The 19,311-nt window shown below is 54.6% G+C and carries 21 protein-coding genes and 1 riboswitch; of the genes, 12 read left to right on the top strand and 9 right to left on the bottom strand.

The window, feature by feature from the left end:
* Window positions 1–410: 410 nt before the first annotated feature.
* The 3 genes from ACJY2L_RS06335 to ACJY2L_RS06325 all read left to right on the top strand — a co-directional run bounded on the left by ACJY2L_RS06335 (window position 411) and on the right by ACJY2L_RS06325 (window position 3,544).
* The gene (locus ACJY2L_RS06335) at window positions 411–1,610 is read left to right on the top strand and encodes an AAA family ATPase (protein ID WP_067436554.1); all 1,200 of its coding nucleotides are present in this window, start codon (window positions 411–413) and stop codon (window positions 1,608–1,610) included.
* Window positions 1,611–1,617: 7 nt separating this feature from the next.
* Window positions 1,618–2,586, top strand: coding sequence for a ParB family protein (locus ACJY2L_RS06330; RefSeq protein WP_067436556.1), 969 nt, complete (start codon window positions 1,618–1,620; stop codon window positions 2,584–2,586).
* 178 nt (window positions 2,587–2,764) lie between these two features.
* Window positions 2,765–3,544 (top strand): nucleotidyltransferase domain-containing protein, encoded by a 780-nt coding sequence (locus ACJY2L_RS06325; RefSeq protein ID WP_439213253.1) that lies wholly within the window; start codon window positions 2,765–2,767, stop codon window positions 3,542–3,544.
* 155 nt (window positions 3,545–3,699) lie between these two features.
* Here ACJY2L_RS06325 and ACJY2L_RS06320 read toward each other — a convergent pair whose 3' ends face one another.
* The 4 genes from ACJY2L_RS06320 to ACJY2L_RS06305 form a co-directional block, all read right to left on the bottom strand.
* A complete protein-coding gene (locus ACJY2L_RS06320; RefSeq protein WP_187485508.1) occupies window positions 3,700–4,095 on the bottom strand; it encodes a (R)-mandelonitrile lyase in 396 nt (131 codons plus the stop codon).
* Between the two features lie 294 nt (window positions 4,096–4,389).
* Window positions 4,390–4,614: a YgdI/YgdR family lipoprotein gene (locus ACJY2L_RS06315; RefSeq protein ID WP_067436565.1), complete on the bottom strand. Its 225-nt coding sequence runs from the start codon at window positions 4,612–4,614 to the stop codon at window positions 4,390–4,392.
* Between the two features lie 20 nt (window positions 4,615–4,634).
* Complete coding sequence (locus ACJY2L_RS06310) at window positions 4,635–4,856, bottom strand: YgdI/YgdR family lipoprotein (protein ID WP_067436567.1); 222 nt, start codon at window positions 4,854–4,856, stop codon at window positions 4,635–4,637.
* Window positions 4,857–5,028: 172 nt separating this feature from the next.
* Complete coding sequence (locus tag ACJY2L_RS06305) at window positions 5,029–5,910, bottom strand: LysR substrate-binding domain-containing protein (RefSeq protein ID WP_439213252.1); 882 nt, start codon at window positions 5,908–5,910, stop codon at window positions 5,029–5,031.
* Window positions 5,911–6,032: 122 nt separating this feature from the next.
* Here ACJY2L_RS06305 and ACJY2L_RS06300 point away from each other — a divergent pair, with 122 nt between their 5' ends.
* Window positions 6,033–6,758: a pirin family protein gene (locus ACJY2L_RS06300; protein ID WP_225701793.1), complete on the top strand. Its 726-nt coding sequence runs from the start codon at window positions 6,033–6,035 to the stop codon at window positions 6,756–6,758.
* An 84-nt stretch (window positions 6,759–6,842) separates the two neighbouring features.
* Here ACJY2L_RS06300 and ACJY2L_RS06295 read toward each other — a convergent pair whose 3' ends face one another.
* Together ACJY2L_RS06295 and ACJY2L_RS06290 are read right to left on the bottom strand one after the other, a co-directional pair.
* Window positions 6,843–7,457, bottom strand: a complete 615-nt coding sequence (locus tag ACJY2L_RS06295) for a response regulator transcription factor (protein WP_439213251.1) — start codon at window positions 7,455–7,457, stop codon at window positions 6,843–6,845.
* A 297-nt stretch (window positions 7,458–7,754) separates the two neighbouring features.
* Window positions 7,755–7,964, bottom strand: coding sequence for a DUF1471 domain-containing protein (locus tag ACJY2L_RS06290; protein WP_439213250.1), 210 nt, complete (start codon window positions 7,962–7,964; stop codon window positions 7,755–7,757).
* A gap of 656 nt (window positions 7,965–8,620) precedes the next feature.
* Here ACJY2L_RS06290 and tsgA point away from each other — a divergent pair.
* The 8 genes from tsgA (at window position 8,621) to ACJY2L_RS06250 (ending at window position 15,478) form a co-directional block, all read left to right on the top strand.
* Window positions 8,621–9,823, top strand: coding sequence for an MFS transporter TsgA (tsgA, locus tag ACJY2L_RS06285; RefSeq protein WP_067436578.1), 1,203 nt, complete (start codon window positions 8,621–8,623; stop codon window positions 9,821–9,823).
* A gap of 110 nt (window positions 9,824–9,933) precedes the next feature.
* Window positions 9,934–10,055: riboswitch (TPP riboswitch) on the top strand.
* Window positions 10,056–10,192: 137 nt separating this feature from the next.
* Window positions 10,193–11,125, top strand: coding sequence for an FAD-dependent oxidoreductase (locus ACJY2L_RS06280; RefSeq protein WP_439213249.1), 933 nt, complete (start codon window positions 10,193–10,195; stop codon window positions 11,123–11,125).
* On the top strand, window positions 11,122–11,322 hold the full coding sequence (gene thiS, locus ACJY2L_RS06275; RefSeq protein ID WP_439213248.1) for a sulfur carrier protein ThiS: 201 nt from the start codon (window positions 11,122–11,124) through the stop codon (window positions 11,320–11,322). The genes ACJY2L_RS06280 and thiS overlap by 4 nt, the downstream gene beginning before the upstream one ends.
* 3 nt (window positions 11,323–11,325) lie before the next feature.
* Window positions 11,326–12,084, top strand: coding sequence for a thiazole synthase (locus ACJY2L_RS06270; protein WP_067436584.1), 759 nt, complete (start codon window positions 11,326–11,328; stop codon window positions 12,082–12,084).
* Between the two features lie 13 nt (window positions 12,085–12,097).
* Entirely contained in the window at window positions 12,098–13,060 is a 963-nt protein-coding gene (locus tag ACJY2L_RS06265) for a HesA/MoeB/ThiF family protein (RefSeq protein ID WP_439213247.1), read from the top strand.
* A 1-nt stretch (window position 13,061) separates the two neighbouring features.
* Entirely contained in the window at window positions 13,062–13,805 is a 744-nt protein-coding gene (locus ACJY2L_RS06260) for an ABC transporter ATP-binding protein (RefSeq protein ID WP_439213246.1), read from the top strand.
* Window positions 13,795–14,529, top strand: a complete 735-nt coding sequence (locus ACJY2L_RS06255) for an ABC transporter permease (protein WP_439213245.1) — start codon at window positions 13,795–13,797, stop codon at window positions 14,527–14,529. Before ACJY2L_RS06260 ends, ACJY2L_RS06255 begins: the two co-directional genes overlap by 11 nt.
* A 19-nt stretch (window positions 14,530–14,548) precedes the next feature.
* A complete protein-coding gene (locus tag ACJY2L_RS06250) occupies window positions 14,549–15,478 on the top strand; it encodes an ABC transporter substrate-binding protein (protein WP_336510437.1) in 930 nt (309 codons plus the stop codon).
* Between the two features lie 7 nt (window positions 15,479–15,485).
* Here ACJY2L_RS06250 and ACJY2L_RS06245 read toward each other — a convergent pair whose 3' ends face one another.
* From ACJY2L_RS06245 to ACJY2L_RS06235, 3 genes are all read right to left on the bottom strand, one after another.
* Window positions 15,486–16,676, bottom strand: coding sequence for a CynX/NimT family MFS transporter (locus ACJY2L_RS06245; RefSeq protein WP_439213244.1), 1,191 nt, complete (start codon window positions 16,674–16,676; stop codon window positions 15,486–15,488).
* Between the two features lie 325 nt (window positions 16,677–17,001).
* Complete coding sequence (locus tag ACJY2L_RS06240) at window positions 17,002–18,069, bottom strand: class I mannose-6-phosphate isomerase (protein ID WP_439213243.1); 1,068 nt, start codon at window positions 18,067–18,069, stop codon at window positions 17,002–17,004.
* Between the two features lie 81 nt (window positions 18,070–18,150).
* On the bottom strand, window positions 18,151–19,014 hold the full coding sequence (locus ACJY2L_RS06235; protein WP_439213242.1) for a glucose 1-dehydrogenase: 864 nt from the start codon (window positions 19,012–19,014) through the stop codon (window positions 18,151–18,153).
* Between the last annotated feature and the right edge of the window lie 297 nt (window positions 19,015–19,311).

Below are 19,311 nucleotides of genomic sequence, written 5' to 3'. Positions count from 1 at the left end.
AGGCACAGTGGTTTTTTGATGGTTCGCATGTTCACTGCAATGAGTAACATTCACTGTGATGAGTGTTTTTAACCGGCTCGGCAGCGCTAACGACGCTGGCGTACACTTTATTCGCCTCCCCTGCCCGCGCTTTTCCTGCTTTTGCTGATCACAGTGAATGTTATTGAGAAAGCAAATCTGCTCCTTACAGTGAACGTTATGCTCACGGCGATATTTACTCATTACAGTGAATGTATGACACCTTGAGTACCCCCTTCTTTCACTGCTCTGCTCATTACAGTGAATGTTTTGGTAATCGGTCAGTAATGTGCATTCAGGATAATTTCTGACGTAGCTTCTTCTAAGTCTAATGTTGTCATACATGCAGGAATTATGTATAAAGGTGAAAAAGCTACATATATGAGGCATGTATGGGAATTGATGAAAAGCAGGTGCTGAAAGTTGCCCAGCGCTCTGAGAAAATGTTGCATTCATTGACGGATCAAATTCAGGCACAAAAAGCAGAATTACGTGAAAACACCTTTTACCAAGTTTACGCTAAAGCGGCGCTGGCTAAACTGCCTAAGCTGACGCGCGCCAGTGTTGATTATGCCGTTAATGAAATGGAAGAAAATGGTTACGTATTTGATAAACGTGCCGCTGGCAGCTCAACCAAATATGCTATCTCCATTCAAAATATTATCGATATCTATCATCATCGCGGCGTTCCCAAGTATCGCGATCGTCACGATGGTGCCTATACGCTGTTCATCGGCAATCTAAAAGGTGGCGTATCAAAAACGGTTTCAACAGTCTCGCTGGCGCATGCGTTGCGCGCCCATCCTCACCTGCTCTGCGAAGATTTGCGAATTCTGGTTATCGATCTTGATCCGCAATCCTCAGCCACCATGTTTTTGAATCACGAACGTTCGGTAGGTTTAGTGGAAGCCACTGCCGCACAGGCGATGCTGCAAAACGTCAGCGGTGAAGAACTCAAAGCGGAGTTTATTGCGCCTTCTATCGTGCCTGGTGTCGATGTCCTGCCAGCTTCCATTGACGATGCCTTTATTGCTTCACGCTGGGATGAGCTGTGTGCAGAACATTTGCCGGGCCAAAACGTGCATACCGTTCTGTATGAAAATGTCATTGCTAAACTGAAAGACGATTACGATTTCATTTTTGTTGATAGCGGCCCGCATCTGGATGCCTTTCTTAAAAACGCCATCGCTGCATCTGATTTACTGCTAACGCCAGTGCCCCCGGCTCAGGTTGATTTTCATTCCACCTTAAAATACCTGACGCGCCTGCCTGAACTGATTTCGATCATCGAGGACTCCGGCGCGGCCTGTCGCCTGCAAGGCAACATTGGCTTTATGTCCAAGCTCTCCAACAAGGCCGACCACAAGCTGTGCCACAGTCTGGCAAAAGAAATTTTTGGCGGAGATATGCTGGATGCTGCGCTGCCGCGCCTGGATGGTTTTGAGCGATGCGGAGAATCGTTTGATACGGTTATATCCGCTAATCCCGCGACCTATGTTGGCAGCAGTGAAGCACTGAAAAATGCTCGCTCCGCTGCTGAAGATTTCGCTAAAGCGGTTTTTGATCGTATTGAATTTATCCGACTGAACTGAGGTCATCATGAGTGCGAAAAGAATTACTATTGGCCGGACGTTTAGTCAAACGCCGGTGGAAACGGAAGACAGCAGTAATCCTGTACAGACCTTCGTGCTGTACACCGGCAAGCGAGCAGACTTTCGCTTCGAGCGCGTGGCGGCTAAAGAGATTGAAGAAAAGACCTTTGTCGATACTGACACTAACGGCCGCGATCAGGCCGGCTTAACCCCAGAGTCGCTGAAGGATATTATCCGCACTATCCGTTTGCAGCAGTTCTTCCCGGCGATCGGTATTCGTCGCGGCGAGCAGGTTGAAATTCTTGATGGTTCACGTCGCCGTGCCGCCGCACTTCATTGCAAAACCGGGCTGAATATCCTGGTGACAGATGCTGATATCTCGGCTGAAGAAGCGAGAAAACTGGCGCAGGATATTCAAACCGCCCGTGAGCACAGTCTGCGTGAGATCGGCATGCGTTTACTGGCGCTCAAGGCGGGTGGTCTGAGCCAAAAAGAGATCGCACAGAGCCAGGGACTGTCACCCGCCAAAGTGACGCGCGCATTACAGGCGGCCAGCGTACCCGGCGAATTGTTAGCGCTGTTTCCGAACCATGCTGAATTGACGCATCCTGACTATAAGGCGTTGCTAATTGCCTGTGAACAGCTACAGGAGTCTGGCCAGACGCTGGATACGCTGATTGATGGTTTAGCAGGAAAAGTCGATGACGTTCGGGCGAGCGAAAACCTGGCCGATGATGAAATCAAAAATGCCATCTTACGTTATGTGCGTGCTGAGAGCGCTGCGCTGCTTAAGCGGTCGGTAAAAGAGAAAGCGGTGACAACATCGCTGTGGTCATTTGCCGATAAAGATCGTTACGCACGTAAGAAGAGCCGCGGACGCAGCTTTAGCTATGAGTTCAATCGTCAGTCTAAAGAGCTGCAGGATGAGCTCGATCGCGTTATTGCCGCCACCCTGAAAAAGCATCTCGCCGACTAGTCTTCTCTCTCCCCTCATGCCGTCAGCGCTTATGAGGGGAGATTTTCTCCCTTCTTGCCCTCTCTGTGCTCGCCAGTTTAATTTCACTGCTAAGTTAATGTAAGCAATGGCAATTCTGATACAATTTCAGCCTGAAATCGCCAACATTTCATTTAGCACGTGTGAACCAGGAGTCTTTATGACCTGCTCGTCCGATTGTTTTATAAGGCGGCCTTCCTCAGATCCATTTCAACCAGAATTTATTCCATTGCTTAGCGCAGTGCCAGAAACCTTACGTCAAATCCTGAACAATAATCTGCACAGCGTTTACGTTTACGGCAGCGTGGCAGAAACCTGTGCCCTCCCAGAACATTCCGATCTGGACATCTGCGTGATTCTCTTTCAGCCGCTGAGTGCCGTTGAACAGGCGCAGTTGAAAGCAATGGTTTCACGTCTTACTCAAAAGCATGATGTTGTCCGCAAAATAGATGTTGATATGGGAACGCTCAATGAAGTGCTGGCGCCACAAAATTTGTACAGCTGGGGATACTGGTTGAGGCATCATTGCCGTCCGCTTTATGGCGCCGATCTCAGCGCTGGCTTTGCCGACTTTGCGCCTTCAAAGGAGATAGCGTTAGCGGTGAACGGAGATTACGAAAGCGTGCTTGTGGATTACCTGAAACGTATAGAAGCTGCGAAATGCGCTGTGGAGTTATACGCTCTTAAGAAATCTGCTGCTAAAAAATTGATTCGCAGCACCAACATTCTTCGAGAGTGCGACGATCGCGACTGGCCTTATTCGCTTCAGGATCATGTGGATAAAATCGTTGCTGTTTATCCGCAACATCGTGAGTTGATGGATTACTTTTTAAAGCAGAGCCATTCACCTTGTGTTAAGAAGACGGTTTTTGTTGCACGTTTGGCGTGGTTTATCACGTGGCTGAAAGAGGCTGCTGTTGAGTGTGAATCATCATCTTAAGTTTCAAGTTCGTCGACCATGATAACAGGGGAAATGAGCACCTGAAATTGCGAAGGTTCGCCACGCTAATTTCATCGCTAATATAATGAATTATATGGTTTTTTATAAAGTATTTCAGGCTGAAATCGCCACTGTTTCAGCCTGATTTTCACTATTTAACTACGATACTCCTCATCACTAACCTGCTCCAGCCAGGTTACCGGTGAGCCATCCAGCGATTCCGCGATCGCAATGTGTGACATAGCATTTTTATCGGTGGCACCATGCCAGTGGCGAATACCTTCCGGTATCCAGACAATATCGCCCTGGTTCATAATCTTTTTCTCTTCCCCTTCGCACTGAATCCAGCCCTGTCCGTGAATGATTATCAGCGTTTGGCCGAGAGGATGCGTATGCCAGGCGGTACGCGCGCCTGGTTCGAAAGTAACGGTCGCCCCGCCGGTTCTGGCTGGTGCGTCAGTTTGAAAGGGGGCATCGATACGGACGCGGCCAGTGAAATAATTGTCCGGGCCGGATGCTGATGGAACGGAACCACTACGAATAATTTTCATCATTACTCCTGCTATAAAAAACGCCTGAATGCCCAGCGTTTCGTCAGCCGCTAACATGAGGGTGAATAGCCAAATGGCATTGGCTAATTCGCTATAAGTGATAAACAGCATAACGGCATTAACTGGCTTTGATTAGAGGGGTAACATCGCTAGAGGTTATTACCCTGGCTCATAAGTCTTTAGCTATGGCACTGTCTGTTGTGAAAATACGCGCGGGGAATACAATTGTCGAAAAGGGAGAATCAATAGCAGGCAAAAAAAAAGCCCCCGAAGGGGCCTGGCAATGTACGGTTATTACGGAACTTCTGAGACCGCTTTTACATCGCTTTTGTTGATTTGTTGCTTCACGCCATTTGCATCAACGTAGCCCAGCAGGCCTGTCTCAGCTTCGCTTGGCTTGCCATCACTGATGATAGTGCGGCCGTCGTTAGTGTGGATAGCATAGCTGGTACGCGTACAGCCAGAGAGAGCTGCTACACAAATTAACGCTGCCGCTGGCAGTAAAATAATCTTCTTCATGGTCATCTCCTGATTGATTGTTAGTTATCCAGTTCACTCATGTTTTTAACCTGATCACGGTTAATTTGTTCAATCTTGCCGGTCTGTGCATTCTTGTAAGAAACCAGACCTGTATCGCTATCAACCTGAGGCTTGCCATCAGTTACAATGGTTTTGCCGTCGGTCGTTTGCAGAGACTGGTTAGATGAGCAGCCAGCAAGAAACAGTGAGGCAACCACTACGGCGAAAATTGTTTTTTTCATTTCCTTGATATCCCTTATTTGAAAATTTTACCATCCGGTAAGGGGGGACAGTACGTTAATCATGATGCTGATTATTATTAATAATAGACGCTTTTTCAGTTTTTGCTTTTGCCAAAAAATGTACTGGCGGTGAGTTCGTAGCGGCCAGCTGGATTCTCATCATTGTAATGGCTTATGCACTGCGTAACGCCTCTACCAGATAATCAAGGAAAACCCGATTAATTTCGCTGCGCTGACGATGCTGAGGATAGACAGCATGCAGATTGAGTGAGGCGGGATAACTGTTTTCAAGCACGGCAACCAGTTCGCCACTTTTGAGCGCGGGTCCGACGATAAACTCCGGAAGCAACACCATTCCCAGACCGGCGATAGCCGCATCGCGCAGCATCTCACCATTATTACTCACCATCGGTCCGCGCACGTCGACGAGTTTGCGTTTGCCATCCTGAATCAGTTCCCAGCCTTGCTGACCTTCTCTGCCATAGCGCAGACACGCATGATGGATTAATGCATCCGCGGTCTCTGGTTCTCCTTCACGTACCAGATAATCGGGACTGCAACAGATCACACGCTTGAGTTCGCCAAGCCAGCGTGAAATCAGGGTGGAATCAGCCAGCGTGCCGATGCGGATCGCCATGTCAAAACCTTCCCCAATGACATCAACATAACGATCGGCCAGCTCAACCTGAAACTGCACGGCGGGGTGCTGACACAGAAAGTGGGCAATCAACGGCGAAAGGTGGCTCATGCCAAAAGACATCGGCATGCTGATCCTGAACGCACCATGCAAATCGTGACGGCGTTCGGTGACCGCCTGTTCAGCCTCCTGAATATCATCCAGAATACGCTGTGCATGGCGGGCAAAAACCAGACCTGAATCGGTTATCGACAGCTTGCGCGTATTACGGCTGACCAACCGCGCACCGAGTGAAGCCTCAAGCGCCGCCATACGGCGACTGACATATTGTTTAGATAACAGCAGCTGTTCCGCCGCAGCGGTAAAGCTTCCAGCATTCACTACCGCGAGAAAAATGCGAAGATCTTCAATCTGCATATTGTCCACCAAATTGTGACACTGATTGCCGCGTCAGGGCATTGTTGAGGGAATGAGTTTACGGGTAATCTTTATGCATCGGAAGCGTAAACGCACTTCCTCACACCATTAAGGAAAGCATCATGATCGAGCAAAGATTATCTGCACAACGTGGTACCGGCGATCACGGCTGGTTGCATTCACGTCATACTTTCTCTTTTGCTGGCTATCGCGATCCGGCTCAGGTTGGCTTCTCCGATCTGCTGGTGATCAATGACGATCGTGTCGCCGCCGGTCGCGGTTTCGGTGCGCACCCACACAGCAACATGGAAATTATCTCCTACGTGTTGCAGGGCGAGCTGGCACATAAGGATTCGATGGGCACGGGTTCAGTGATTGTCCCCGGTGATGTTCAGTTAATGAGCGCCGGGTCGGGCGTGACGCACAGTGAATATAATCATTCCACCACCGATGGCGTGCATTTTCTGCAAATCTGGGTGGTGCCGGCTGAGAAAAATGGCGAACCGGGATATCAGCAAATCTCAGTCCCGGATGCTGAAAAACGCGGCAAGCTGCGGTTGATCATCTCGCCGGACGGCGCTGAACACGCCCTGCATATCCGTCAGGATGTGAAAATTTATGCCGGTCTGTTTGATGGCGATGAGCAGGATACGATTGAGATCGGTGAAGGCCGCTATGGTTATATTCACGTTGCCCGTGGCAGCGTGGTGATTAACGGTTTGCCGTTCGCCGCTGGTGATGGTGCGCGCGTTCGTGAAGAACATGCGCTGACATTTAGTCAGGGCGATAATGCGGAAGTGCTGTTTTTCGATTTGCGGCCTGTGGAAGTTAATCATCCCACCCGCTAAGCGTGGCTGATTACAGTGAACGATCGTGGCTGGCTAAATTAAAAGAGGATGCTCCAGGGCATCCTCTTTTTTTTGTGTTATGTCTCAGGCGATTTCGGTCGGCTGTAACCGTTCTGCGGCGCGCACCAGATCGGCCAGCGAACGCACCTGCATTTTTTCCATTACCCGACGACGATGCACTTTAACGGTAATCTCACTGACGCCCAATTCCGCCGCCATCTGTTTGTTCAATAATCCGCGAATAGTCAGCCATAGCACTTCCTGCTCGCGGCGGGTCAAACTAAGAAAACGCTGCTGGAGTTGGTGGCTCTCCAGGCAATGACTGGAATTGCGCGTGGCAAGCTGAAGCGCACCCTCAACGGCTTGCAAAAGCACATTAGACGCGACCGGCTTAGTTAAAAATTCGTGCGCGCCCGCTTTCATCGCCCGAACGGAGAGGGGAATGGTGCCGTAACCGGTGAGAAAAATGATCGGCAGTACACGGCCACTTTGCTTGAGGGCGCCAACGACGTCGAAACCATCGGCAACCGGCATATTCATATCGAGAATGAGACAGCCTGGCGCGTCGCAAAACGTATGCGACATAAATGCCGTGGCCGATGCAAAATCCATTGCGCTATAACCTTCCGACTGAAGCAACCTGACGATCGATTTTCTGACCGCGTTATCATCATCAACCACATATACGATTCGTTCCATAATCAGCCTCTGTGACTGCTGCCAGCGATCGTGTTTGCGCTGCGGAATGGCGACCATAAGATCTGCAGGTTCGTCATTGTTTACATCATTTTAAAACGGGGTTTTGATATTAACACAATACAAATCATTATCATCTGTCGTATCGACTGCAAAGCAGGATAGATCGGGATTTCAGATTATCGCCCGCGACGGGAGAAAGGAAGCATGGAGCGCTAAAGCAGAAGAGACGGGAAGCAGGGGAGGCAGGTAATAAAAAAACAGCGTGCCTGAGGCTACGCTGTTTTTTTAAAGAGGATGTTATTTAGTCAGCGTGGCAGTCATGTAAACGCCATTCTGAAAATAGGCGCTGGTCACTTTGTAGCTGGCGCCCATTTCCTGTGCCTGCGCAGCAATTTTCGCTTCTGCATCGTCAAGCGTAGGGGCAGTAACACTCAGTGAAGCAGCAAAGGTGCTGGCTGATACGAAAGAAAGTACGATAACTGCTGCAATTTTTTTGATGTTTTTCATGATGAATTCCCAAGGTTATTTTTTAATTTTGAGGCCGTTTTGCCTCGATGGAAACTATCATAGGCGCGATGTCTGACGCTTAAAAGGCCATTATCTTGCTCAAGTCTTTCAAATAAATTGATGTTTATTTCCGTAGCAGAATATGAAGCGTTGTCGGTAGCACTGCCGCCAGAAATGCAGTTAATCAAAGGTTATCCTGGGTCTCACGTGTTCTCGCTTTGAGCAGAGGGAGAGTAATCATGTAGCGGTGAACAAATGGAGCCTGGCACCGGGATAGCGAGTCTCTTCTCTCAGTTTAGGTTGGACCCGGTAATCAGTCCCCAGAGAAAAGTGCGGTAAACGAGGAAGAATATTCAACTCGACTGGCCATACGCAACGGCGTTGTATTTGGCTGAAATTTGATTTTGAGGGCGCGTGATTATACAGCAGCGTACGTGTAGAAATGGGATTTTGATCACGTTATGAATGCAACGCGCTGCAACAAAAAGCAGAAAGCGATCTGGCTCAGGAAGTTGCATTGTTGACGCATCCTTATTAGGGACAACGTTGTTTTTGATATATATTCATCAACCCAAAATTCTCTTACCAGGGCGAATAACTCAGGTCAATTGCCGACCTTTGCGGTTCATCACATGCTCAATACTTACAGGTGGCATATGTTTAAAAGAATTAACCCGGTGCTGATTATATGCTTTCTCTGCTATGGCTTTACCGGGGCAACCGTCATCGTGACGGGCGTTGTGCTCGGTGACCTGGCAAAATACTTTGGCCTGCCTGCGGCTGAAATGGGAATGATATTCACCTGGCTGAACAGCGGTATCCTGCTGGCCACCACGGCCAATATTTTCCTGCTCAAAAAGACCGGCGCGAAGAAACAGTTCATTTTTATGGGCGTGCTGCTGCTGCTGGCACTCTGGTTGCTGTTTGCCGATCACGATTTGACGCGTTTCTCTTTTGGCATGTTGTTGCTGGGCGTCAGCAGCGGCATCACCATGTCGGTGGGCACCTCGCTGATTGCCAATATGTACGAAGGGCGTATGCGTGCGTCGCGACTGTTGTTGACCGACTCGTTCTTCAGCATGGCCGGTACGTTGTTTCCGATGCTGGCGGGCTATATTCTGGTACGCAACCAGCCGTGGCAGTGGATTTATGCGGCCATTATCGCCATGGGCGTGGTCATTATTCTGCTGTCGCTGGTGGCTAATTTTGCGGCCGCGGTGAAAAAACCTGCGGTGGCAGCAGCAGCGACTACCGGCGTGACCCGCGGCGAAAAATGGGGGCCGGGCGTTTACCTGATCTCTACCGCGGCATTTGCCTATATTCTCGGCCAGCTTGGCCTGATGGCATGGATTCCGCAGTCGGTGATGGAGCGCTTTAATGTGACGATTGCCGATGCCGGTGCCACCGTAGGACATTTCTGGACTGCCTATATGGTCGGTATGTGGTGCTTTAGCGTGATCCTGAAATACCTGCGCCCGATTGTGGTGCTGATCCCGCAGACTGCGCTGAGCAGCCTGCTTATCTATCTTTCCATCACCTCGGACAATTTTGAAGTCGCCAACTATGCGCTGATCGCCGCTGGCTTTATCTCCAGTGGTATCTACACCACGCTGATCACGCTAGGTACCTTGCAGGTGCGTTCCGCTTCACCGAGCCTGGTAAACTTCATCCTGACCTGCGGCACGGTAGGCACCATGCTGACCTTCGTGGTGACCGGTCCGATGGTCGGTTCCATCGGCGTAGAAAAAACGCTGTGGTTCCTGAATGGTCTGTATGCCTATGTTTTTGTTATCAGCGCGCTGACCACGCTGTTGAAAAGCAAAACACCTGCGGTACAGGGCAGCAGCATCGGGCACTGATTTCTGCCTGAACACGTTGCGCATTGGAAGCCCTCGCTGAGCGAGGGCTTTTTTATTGCAGCAGAATTTTCCTACAGGGCTTGACGTCAACCCGCCGCGTAACCTACAAATAGAGCCGTCAGGGGAGTCTCGCCAAAGAGACTGAGAGGCTACTAGCGAGCGATTCGCGGCGTAGCGACCCTTAGAACCTGACCCAGTTGATACTGGCGTAGGAAGACGGGCCGCTGATGCTTTTCAGCGGCTTGCCGCAAGGGCTGTATTCATCCGTCCGCGCATTTTCCCCTTCTTGTATCACGGGTCTCAGTTACGCTGAGAGGCCAAAGTGACGCTGTTTTTTACTTCCCTATTTTTCTTGTTGGACAAGCCGCAATGAGCCGGTGGTCAGTGCTGGGCAGCGGCGTTGCCGGACTGTGTGTGGCCACATTGCTGGCAGAGCAGGGCGAATCGGTTGAGATTATTACCGATGAGACACGGCTTGCGGCATCGCACTGGGCGGGCGGCATGCTGGCGCCCTGGTGTGAAGGCGAAAGCGCGCCTGCGCAGGTGACCGAAGGGGGCCAGCGCGCGGCGGGCTGGTGGGCTCAGCGGGTCAGCGGCGTTACGCATCATGGCACGTTGGTGCTCGCTGCTCCGCGCGATCGCCAGGAGCTTATCCGTTTCGCCGATATGACGCAGGCTCATCAGTGGGTGGAACCGGCCACGCTGGAACCGCAGCTGGAAAATCGTTTTGCCCGCGGCTTGTTTTTTGCTGATGAAGCGCACCTCGATCCGCGGCAGGCGATGCAACAGCTGCGTGAAACCCTGACGCAGCGCGGCGTAGATTTTCACCGCGGGCAGCCGGTTGGCAAGGTCATCGACTGCCGGGGCATTCACGCCGCGCAAGCCTTGCCCTCGCTGCGTGCCGTACGCGGTGAAATGGTGATCCTGCAGAGCTGCGACGTGCAGTTTTCCCGGCCAATCCGCCTGTTACATCCCCGTTTTCCCTGTTATCTGGTGCCGCGTGACGAGGGCCGTTTCATGCTCGGCGCAACCATGGTCGAAAGCCACGACAGCAGCCCGATCAGCGCTCGCGCCATGATGGAATTGCTCAGCGCCGCCTGGACGATTCACCCGGCGCTGGCCGAAGCGCGCGTGCTGGAAAGCGGCACCGGTTTGCGTCCCGCCTTCAGCAATAACGTGCCTGAAATTCATTATCAGGACGGCAGGTTCTATCTCAACGGCATGTATCGTCACGGCTTTTTGCTGGCGCCAGTCATGGCCGAAAAACTGATGCAGCAACTGAAACAGGAGTCGCATTCATGATCACCCTTATCCTCAATGGGCGCACCATCACTACCCGCAGCAGCACGCTGGCGGCACTGTTGCACGAACAGCAGCTCGATCCCGCCTGCGTGGCCAGCGCGATTGACGGCGAGTTTGTGCCGCGCACGCATTATGAAACGCAGCTACTTGGCGACGGCATGCGGCTGGAAGTGCTGTCGCCGATGCAGGGAGGCTGAACCATGTTCTATGACTTTACGCCGCAGTCACGCTTCCTGATCGGCACCGCCGGTTATCCTTCACCCGACGTGCTCCAGCAGGCCATTACCGCCGCAGAAAGCGACATCATCACCGTCAGCCTGCGCCGTGAAGGCAGCGAAGGCGCAGCATTCCGCGATCTGCTGACGCAGCTCAATAAGCGCGTGCTGCCCAATACCGCAGGCTGCCATACGGTGAAAGAAGCGGTAACCACCGCACACATGGCGCGCGAGCTGTTTAACACGCGCTGGATCAAGCTGGAGGTAATCGGCCATGCCGACACGCTGCAGCCCGATCCTTTTGCGCTGGTTGAGGCCGCTCGCATTCTCTGTGCCGAGGGTTTTCAGGTGTTTCCCTATACCACTGAAGATCTGATCGTCGGCGACAAGCTGATTGAGGCGGGATGTGAACTGCTGATGCCCTGGGGGGCACCGATCGGCTCAGGGCAGGGATTGCGCAATCCGCACGGACTGCGCGCCATGCGCGCGTGGTTCAAAGGCATTCCACTGATCGTGGATGCGGGCATCGGCGCGCCAAGCCAGGCCGCGCAGGCGATGGAGATGGGCTTTGATGGCATTCTGCTTAACACCGCGGTAGCGAAAGCACGAGATCCGGTAAGGATGGCCGCGGCGTTTGCCGCCGCTATTCGCGCCGGAGAACAGGCTTACGCCGCAGGATTAATGGAGCAGCGCGACATGGCCGCAGCCTCCACGCCGATCTTTGGCCTGGCCGAGTTCAGTTAACAAGCGAGGAAAAATGGATCGTTATCAACGTCAAACCATGCTGCCGGAAGTCGGCGACGTGGGGCAGCAACGTCTGGCGCAGGCGCGTGTCGCGGTGATCGGCGCCGGTGGACTGAGCGCCACGCTGCTGCCGCTGCTGGCAGGCGCGGGCGTCGGCACACTGCATATTTACGATGGCGATCGGGTGGCGCTGCACAATCTGCATCGTCAAACGCTGTTCGGCATGCAGGATATCGGCGCGCTAAAGGTTCACTGTGCACAGCAGGCGCTGGCGCGGCTTAATCCCGATTGCCGGGTTGAGGCGCATACTGCGATGCTCACCGCCAGCGACGTAGATCGCGCGCTTGAGCAGGTTGATTTGGTGATCGACGCCGCCGACAACTTTGCCACAACCTGGCTACTGTCGGATGCCTGCCAGCGCCTTGCGCTGCCGCTGATCAGCGCCTCAGTGCTGGGCCGTCAGGGTTATGTTGGCGGCTTTTGCGGCGGCGCGCCTGGCTATCGCGCGCTGTTTCCTCAGCTGCCGCGCACGGCGGCAAACTGTAATACCGCAGGTGTGATGGGACCCGCAGTCGCCGCGCTGGGCGCGATTCAGGCGCAGATGGCGTTGAGCGTGCTGCTGGCGCATCAGCCTTCGCCGCTGGGTAGCGTGACACAATGCGACTTTAGCCGCTGGCACTTCAATAGCTTCCGCTTTGATGGCGCAGAAGAGCCCGTCAATCTTCTTCCTTTCATCGATCGTCAGCTGCTGTGCGACGATGATTGTGTGGTCGATCTGCGCAGCAGCAGCGAAGCACCGCACAGCGTTAGCGCGCATGCCCAGCGCATCCTGCCAGCGGATATAGCTGGCTGGCAACCGCCAGCCGATCGGCGCATCGTGCTGGTCTGCGCCAGCGGTTTGCGTGCAGGACAGGCGGCGCAACAGCTACAGCAGCGCGGTTTCTTCCGACTCGCGCTGCTGGCGGCGAATTACTGAGATGCGCAATCCAGTCGTTTCCGCACCGGCCATTACGGTGAATGCGCTGTCGTTTAGCTGGGGCAACCAGCCGGTCTGTCAGCAGCTCTCGTTATCGTTGCGAGGTGGCAAAACCACCGCGCTGCTGGGCCGCAGCGGCAGTGGCAAAAGCACGCTGCTGAGATTGATCGCCGGCCTGCTACTGCCCGCGGCCGGTAACGTGACGAGCAGCGATGGCTTGCCGCTGCCCGGCAGGATCAGCTGGATGGGACAACAGGATTTACTCTATCCCTGGCTTACCGCACGAGAAAACGTGATGCTTGCGGCCCGTCTCAACGGAGAAAAAGCAGACGGTGGCCGGGCCGATGAGCTGTTGGAACAGGTTGGTCTGGGCGGACTGGCCGAGGCAAAACCCGCTGCGCTGTCGGGCGGCATGCGGCAACGGGTAGCACTGGCGCGCACTCTCTATCCACAGTGTCCGGTGGTGTTAATGGACGAGCCTTTTGCCACGCTCGATGTGTTAACCAAGCTCAGCCTGCAAACGCTTACCGCCAACCTGCTCAGGGATAAAACCGTACTGCTGGTCACCCACGATCCGCTGGAGGCGTGCCGTATGGCGGATGATATTGGCGTGCTCACCGGCAATCCGCTGCGCTACGAACCTTTTGGTGCGCCAGAGGCCGCGCCGCCGCGCGAGGTCAGTGATGCGGGCGTGCTGCATCAGCAGGGCAGGCTGTTCAGCCGGTTGAGCCGCGATGAGAGATAAATTTTACAGCCTGCTCTGGCTGCTGGTGGTGATTGGCTGCGCCTGGCAGGCTGCCCGCGCGGCTGGCGTTCCGGCGTTTCTGCTGCCTGCGCCGCAGGCGGTGCTGGTCGCGCTGGTGCAGCATCGGGCGCTGCTGGCACATCATCTGTTTTATACGCTGACTGAAATTCTGCTGGCCCTGTTGGTGGGCATCGGCAGCGGCACGCTGGCGGCCATTGCGATGGCCAGCAGTCAGCGTCTGCGGCGGCTGCTTTTTCCGCTCATTACCGTCAGCCAGGCGATTCCGATCTTTGCCCTCGCGCCGCTGCTGGTGCTGTGGCTTGGCTACGGCATCGCTTCTAAGGTCGCGGTGGCGGCGCTGATCCTGTTTTTTCCACTTTGCCTGTCGCTGTTCGAAGGATTGTGTCGTACGCCGCCGGGCTGGCTGGAGCTGGCGCAAACCCTGTCGCCATCACGGTTTTACCGTTTCCGCCATCTCTACTGGCCCGCCGCACTGCCCGGTTTTTTTACCGGGCTGCACATGGCGATGATACTCGCGCCGATTGGTGTAGTGATGGGGGAATGGGTCGGCGCCAGCGAAGGATTGGGCTATTTAATGATGCAGTCCAATGCGCGGCTGGAAACGGCGTTGAGCTTTGCTGCGCTAACCCTGCTGTTAATGATCACACTGTTGCTCTCAGCTATTGTGACGCTGTTGCGGCGTAAATATCTCTGGCAATCCTGAGGATGTCACCTTGAAAACTGTGCGCTTTTTTGCCGTTGTTCTGCTGTTGGGTTGTTCGCTGTCGGTGAGTGCCGCAGAACGCGTGCGCCTCTTGCTCGACTGGTTTGTTAATCCCAACCACGCCGCCATTTTTGCCGCCAGGCAAAGCGGGGCTTTTGCGCGCGAAGGGCTGGATGTTGAGATGATTGCGCCAGCGGATTCCGCCGCCGTGCCGCTGTTGTTGGCGGCGGGCCAGGCAGATCTGGCGCTGAGCTATCAGCCGCAGCTCTATACGCTGGTGGAGAAAGCGGTGCCGGTCATCAGGGTTGGCACGCTGATTAATCAGCCGTTAAACACCCTGACCACGCTGGACAGCCATATTCATTCGCTGAGCGACTTCGCCGGTAAAACGCTGGGCTACGCCATTCCGGGTTTTGAGGATGTAACCGTTCGCACCATGCTCACCTCGGCAGGCGTCAACCCCGATTCCGTGAAGCTGGTTAACCTGAATATGTCTGCCGTGAGCGCATTGCTGAGCAAGCGCATCGATGGCGCAATGACCATTTATCGCAACTATGAGCAGCTGGAATTGCAGGATAAAGGTGTCACGCCGATAACGTTCAAGCCCGAGGAACACGGCGTACCCGCGTGGGATGAGCTGATTATTTTAGCGAATCAAAAAACCGCGGCCAGTGACAAACGCATTCCTGCATTTTTGCGAGGATTAAATGCCGGTGTCGCCTGGTTACGCGCGCATCCGCAGCAGGTATGGCTCGCCTTTATCAAGGCCTATCCTGAGCTAAACACGCCGTTAAACCATCAGGCGTGGCTGGCGACATTGCCTTATTTTGCCAGTGATGCGGGCGCGTTTGATGCCACACGTTATCAACGCTTTGCCGATTACATGCTGGCCAACAAGCTGATCACGCAGGTGGCGCCGCTTTCCCGCTATTCACTCGCGGCGCCGTAACATCGGGCTAGCTGCCGATCTGACGACTGGCGCCCACCAGCGGCGCCAGCATCATTTGCAGCAGGCTCATGCCCAACAGCGCCAGCAGCGGCAGTGACCAACTGTGCAATTGCTGATGCAGCAGACCGAAAAACAGCGGTCCCAGCGCGGCGAGGCTGTAGCCGACGCACTGCGCCATGCCAGAAAGATGTGAGGCCTGATGGGGATGAGCGGTGCGCAGCGAAAACAGCGAAAGCGACAGCACCATTGACGCGCCCGCGCCAAGACCGGCGACGATCAGCCACAGCGCGGCCAGTGCGGGGAACAGCAACAGGCCAGCAACACCGCTAAAAATTGCCAGCGAGGCGATAAATCCCAGCAGACGCTGATCGCGCAAGCGCCTGATGGCGCTCATGCAGGCAAGGTTAGCGGCCACCGCCACAATCTGATAGAGGAACAGCAGCCATCCGGCGCTGACCTGGCTAAAACCATTGGACTGCGCATACGGCGTGAACCAGGCGATCAGGGTGTAAAACACCAGCGATTGCAATCCCATGAACAGCGAAACCTGCCAGCCAAGCCATGAACGCCACGGCGACAGCCCCGCAGGGGTGGGCGCCGCTGCCTGCGTGCGCGGAACGGCGGCCCGCGCCAGCAGCGGGCGCCAGGCGAACAGCGCCACGATCACCGGCAGCAGCCAGACCGCCAGCGACACTGTCCAGCCGCCTTCGCTGAACGCCGCCAGCGGCGCTGCCACCCCTGAGGCGATGCTGGCGGTGATTGCCATGGTCGACGCATACAGGCCAATATATTTTGCCGTATGCTGCTGCGCATCGCGCTTGATTAACGGTGGCAGCAGCACGTTAGCGGCGGCAATTCCGCCACTGAGCAGCAGCGTGCCGCACCATAAGCCGCTCTCATTGCCACTGATGCGCAATCCCGATCCGATGCCAATCAACCACAGCGCCGCCCACAAGGTTTTCTCCAGCCCAAAGCGGTTGCCAGCCCATGCCGAGATCGGCGCCAGCGCGGCAAACATCATCAGCGGAATAAAGTTGAGTAGCCCTGCCTGCGCAGCGCTGAGTCCAAAGGTCTGGCAGATATTATCGAGAATCGGGCCGGTGGCGGTGATCGGCGTACGCAAATTGGCTGCGGTGAGCAGCACCACAAACAGTAAGGAACGGGAGCCAGCGGTAGTGTTAACAGAAGAAAGAGACATAATCGCGATCGCACAATGAGCAGAAAATCTGCTGATTAATGCGTTGGTTGACGTTAACGCTTACGCAAAAGGGCAGGCGCCCTGATGTCTGTGCGCAATCATAGCCAGGGAAGGCCATCGGGTAAAGTGGTAGCGTATGCCGGTGAGCCGCTTGCGCGGACAACCGACTCTTTTTTTGCGCGGCTGTCGGCTTGTACGCATCCGCGAGTCCCGACGTAGGTAAATCAGCCGAAGCGCCGCGCTCAACGGCCTGCGGCGCGGCGGGCAGCGCATCACTCTGCCTGTGGTGAATTACAGCAATCTGTTGCTTCGCTGCGCGCACGGCCTATCTTTTTTCATCCCAGACATCGCCCAGCTGCGAAATGGCCTGCCGATCGTAGCCACGCGCCTCCAGCGGTGCGATAACCTCACGCTGCAGATCCGGCAGATAGCCGACCAGCAGTTCGCCCTCACCGCTAAAGGTGACTTCACCCAGCGAGGCGGGCAGTATGCAGGTAGCGGCGCGATCCAGCGGCCAGCGCTCATCACCCATTTCGATATGCAGCGGCGCGCCGAGGTTGGAAATAATGCGCACGCTGTTGAAGGCGTAATGGTAGCGTTCGGCGAAGGTCGTGCGCTCCAGCGCAAAATAGGGGCCAGCACAAAGCAGTCGGCGCGTCAGCGCCTCGCTCTCTTCCAGCAACAGTCCCGGCTGCGGCTCCACCTGTAACTCAGGCCGTAACTGCTGCATCAGCGCATCAATGTTTTTCTCACGCTCGGCGGGTGAAATTTTCCTGCCGTCCTCCATGCGCCATGGCATCGCGTGCTGCTGAATATTGGAGGTTTGCTCAATCTCATAGATCAGCGTGTCGGGACCAAACGAATGCAGCATGCCGCCAGGAATATAAAATGTATCACCCGCTTTGACCGGCAGGCGCTGCATGATGCTGTCGTACTCTTCCGCCAGCAGCGCTTCGCGAATACGTTCACGGCTGATGCCGGGTTTAATGCCCGCCAGGCAGGTAGCCCCTGGCGCTGCCCACAAAATATGCCAGGCTTCCGTCTTGCCGTTTGGCTGCTGTTCCAGGCGCTGTGCCGCGTCATCGTTGGCGTGCAGATGCACCGGCAGCATGCCGGTGCCGTCAATAAATTTCGTGAGCAGTGGGAACTGCGGGCCCCGCCAGCCGGGCGCGACCAACGCATCGGGTTCATTAAGGGTCAACTCGCGCAGGGTTTTACCGGCCAGCGGACCGTTTTTTACCGACGCGTTCATACCATCGACGTCACTGACTTCCCAGGTTTCTGCGATGCGCCGATTGGGCAGATCCGCTTTACCAAGTTTTTTTTCGATCAGATTGCCGCCGAAGATGTGAAATGCCATCGGCAGAGTCAGCTGTACAGGATGGGCTTTCATTACAGGGCTCCTTAGCAGTCGCCTGCGCATCTGCGGCGGATAATAGCCGCAGATGCGCAGGCAAGATGGTTCCGGACAATATCAGATAAAGGCAACACCGCCGGTCACCGCGATAGTCGCGCCGGAAATATAGCTCGCTTCATCGCTGGCGAGCATGACATAGCTCGACGCCAGTTCGGCTGGCTGACCGGCGCGTTGCAAAGGCACTTCGCTGCCGAAATTCTTGACCTGCTCGGTTGGCATAGTGGTCGGGATCAGCGGAGTCCAGATCGGGCCAGGCGCCACCGCGTTGGAGCGAATGCCTTTCTCGGCCAACAGCGCCGCCAGGCTGCCAGAAAAGTTAATGATCGCCGCTTTGGTTGCCGAATAGGCGATCAGCTTGGGTTTTGGCTGATCGGCATTGATCGATGCGGTGTGAATAAATGCACTGCCAGCAGGCATATGCGGCACCGCGGCTTTCGAGATGCGGAACATGGCGTAGAGATTGGTTTTCATGGTGCGATCAAACTCTTCATCGCTGATCTCGTCCAGTGAATCGCGCGTCATCTGGAAGGCGGCATTATTGACCACGATATTGATCTCGCCAAACGTCTCCACCGCCTTATCAACAATCGCCTGGCACTGCGCTGCTTCGGTAATATCACCGGCAACCAGCACCGCTTTTTGACCCGCCTCTTCGATCAAGCGCGCGGTCTCTTTGGCATCATCGTGTTCATCCAGATAGGCGATCAGCACATCGGCGCCTTCGCGGGCATAGGCAATGGCAACGGCGCGACCAATACCGGAATCGCCACCGGTAATAATGGCTTTTTTACCTTTCAGGCGGCCGGAACCTTTATAGCTGTTTTCACCGTGATCGGGTTGCGGTGTCATGCTGGCAGTATCGCCAGGCCAGCTTTGCTGTTGCTCAGGTTGTGGGGGTTGTGGACGATGAATATCTGACATAGCGTCTCCTCCTGAACGGCCTGTGTGCCGTTAATGGTTGAGTGATGGCAACAGCAGCAGAGTGTGTCGCCGGAAAATTAACCGGTTGGTCCGTAAGGGACAATGAAAAAAAGCGTAGTTGAGAATGCTCGCGGTTGCCGCCTTTGGCTGTGCGTTTGCCTGAAAGTTGAACCACAGGCGAAGCGGCAAGTGGTTGTTTTACGCTGTTTTTACCGGTTGACTCGCTGCTGGCTGGACAATGAACAGGACGTGAATGGCATCTGCAGCCATACTGATCACAGTTACCCTACTGGAAAC

Source organism: Duffyella sp. Ts4, from assembly GCF_051851875.1.
GTDB lineage: Bacteria > Pseudomonadota > Gammaproteobacteria > Enterobacterales > Enterobacteriaceae > Duffyella > Duffyella gerundensis.
The sequence above is the reverse complement of the archived record's forward strand: the minus strand, read 5'-3'. Positions and strand labels throughout refer to the sequence as shown.

Bases quoted from the DNA above. Each gene is read 5' to 3' on its own strand.
- ACJY2L_RS06335 (WP_067436554.1), top strand. From the start codon at position 411: ATGGGAATTGATGAAAAGCAGGTGCTGAAAGTTGCCCAGCGCTCTGAG.
- ACJY2L_RS06330 (WP_067436556.1), top strand. From the start codon at position 1,618: ATGAGTGCGAAAAGAATTACTATTGGCCGGACGTTTAGTCAAACGCCG.
- ACJY2L_RS06325 (WP_439213253.1), top strand. From the start codon at position 2,765: ATGACCTGCTCGTCCGATTGTTTTATAAGGCGGCCTTCCTCAGATCCA.
- ACJY2L_RS06320 (WP_187485508.1), bottom strand. From the start codon at position 4,095: ATGAAAATTATTCGTAGTGGTTCCGTTCCATCAGCATCCGGCCCGGAC.
- ACJY2L_RS06315 (WP_067436565.1), bottom strand. From the start codon at position 4,614: ATGAAGAAGATTATTTTACTGCCAGCGGCAGCGTTAATTTGTGTAGCA.
- ACJY2L_RS06310 (WP_067436567.1), bottom strand. From the start codon at position 4,856: ATGAAAAAAACAATTTTCGCCGTAGTGGTTGCCTCACTGTTTCTTGCT.
- ACJY2L_RS06305 (WP_439213252.1), bottom strand. From the start codon at position 5,910: ATGCAGATTGAAGATCTTCGCATTTTTCTCGCGGTAGTGAATGCTGGA.
- ACJY2L_RS06300 (WP_225701793.1), top strand. From the start codon at position 6,033: ATGATCGAGCAAAGATTATCTGCACAACGTGGTACCGGCGATCACGGC.
- ACJY2L_RS06295 (WP_439213251.1), bottom strand. From the start codon at position 7,457: ATGGAACGAATCGTATATGTGGTTGATGATGATAACGCGGTCAGAAAA.
- ACJY2L_RS06290 (WP_439213250.1), bottom strand. From the start codon at position 7,964: ATGAAAAACATCAAAAAAATTGCAGCAGTTATCGTACTTTCTTTCGTA.
- tsgA (WP_067436578.1), top strand. From the start codon at position 8,621: ATGTTTAAAAGAATTAACCCGGTGCTGATTATATGCTTTCTCTGCTAT.
- ACJY2L_RS06280 (WP_439213249.1), top strand. From the start codon at position 10,193: ATGAGCCGGTGGTCAGTGCTGGGCAGCGGCGTTGCCGGACTGTGTGTG.
- thiS (WP_439213248.1), top strand. From the start codon at position 11,122: ATGATCACCCTTATCCTCAATGGGCGCACCATCACTACCCGCAGCAGC.
- ACJY2L_RS06270 (WP_067436584.1), top strand. From the start codon at position 11,326: ATGTTCTATGACTTTACGCCGCAGTCACGCTTCCTGATCGGCACCGCC.
- ACJY2L_RS06265 (WP_439213247.1), top strand. From the start codon at position 12,098: ATGGATCGTTATCAACGTCAAACCATGCTGCCGGAAGTCGGCGACGTG.
- ACJY2L_RS06260 (WP_439213246.1), top strand. From the start codon at position 13,062: ATGCGCAATCCAGTCGTTTCCGCACCGGCCATTACGGTGAATGCGCTG.
- ACJY2L_RS06255 (WP_439213245.1), top strand. From the start codon at position 13,795: ATGAGAGATAAATTTTACAGCCTGCTCTGGCTGCTGGTGGTGATTGGC.
- ACJY2L_RS06245 (WP_439213244.1), bottom strand. From the start codon at position 16,676: ATGTCTCTTTCTTCTGTTAACACTACCGCTGGCTCCCGTTCCTTACTG.
- ACJY2L_RS06240 (WP_439213243.1), bottom strand. From the start codon at position 18,069: ATGAAAGCCCATCCTGTACAGCTGACTCTGCCGATGGCATTTCACATC.
- ACJY2L_RS06235 (WP_439213242.1), bottom strand. From the start codon at position 19,014: ATGTCAGATATTCATCGTCCACAACCCCCACAACCTGAGCAACAGCAA.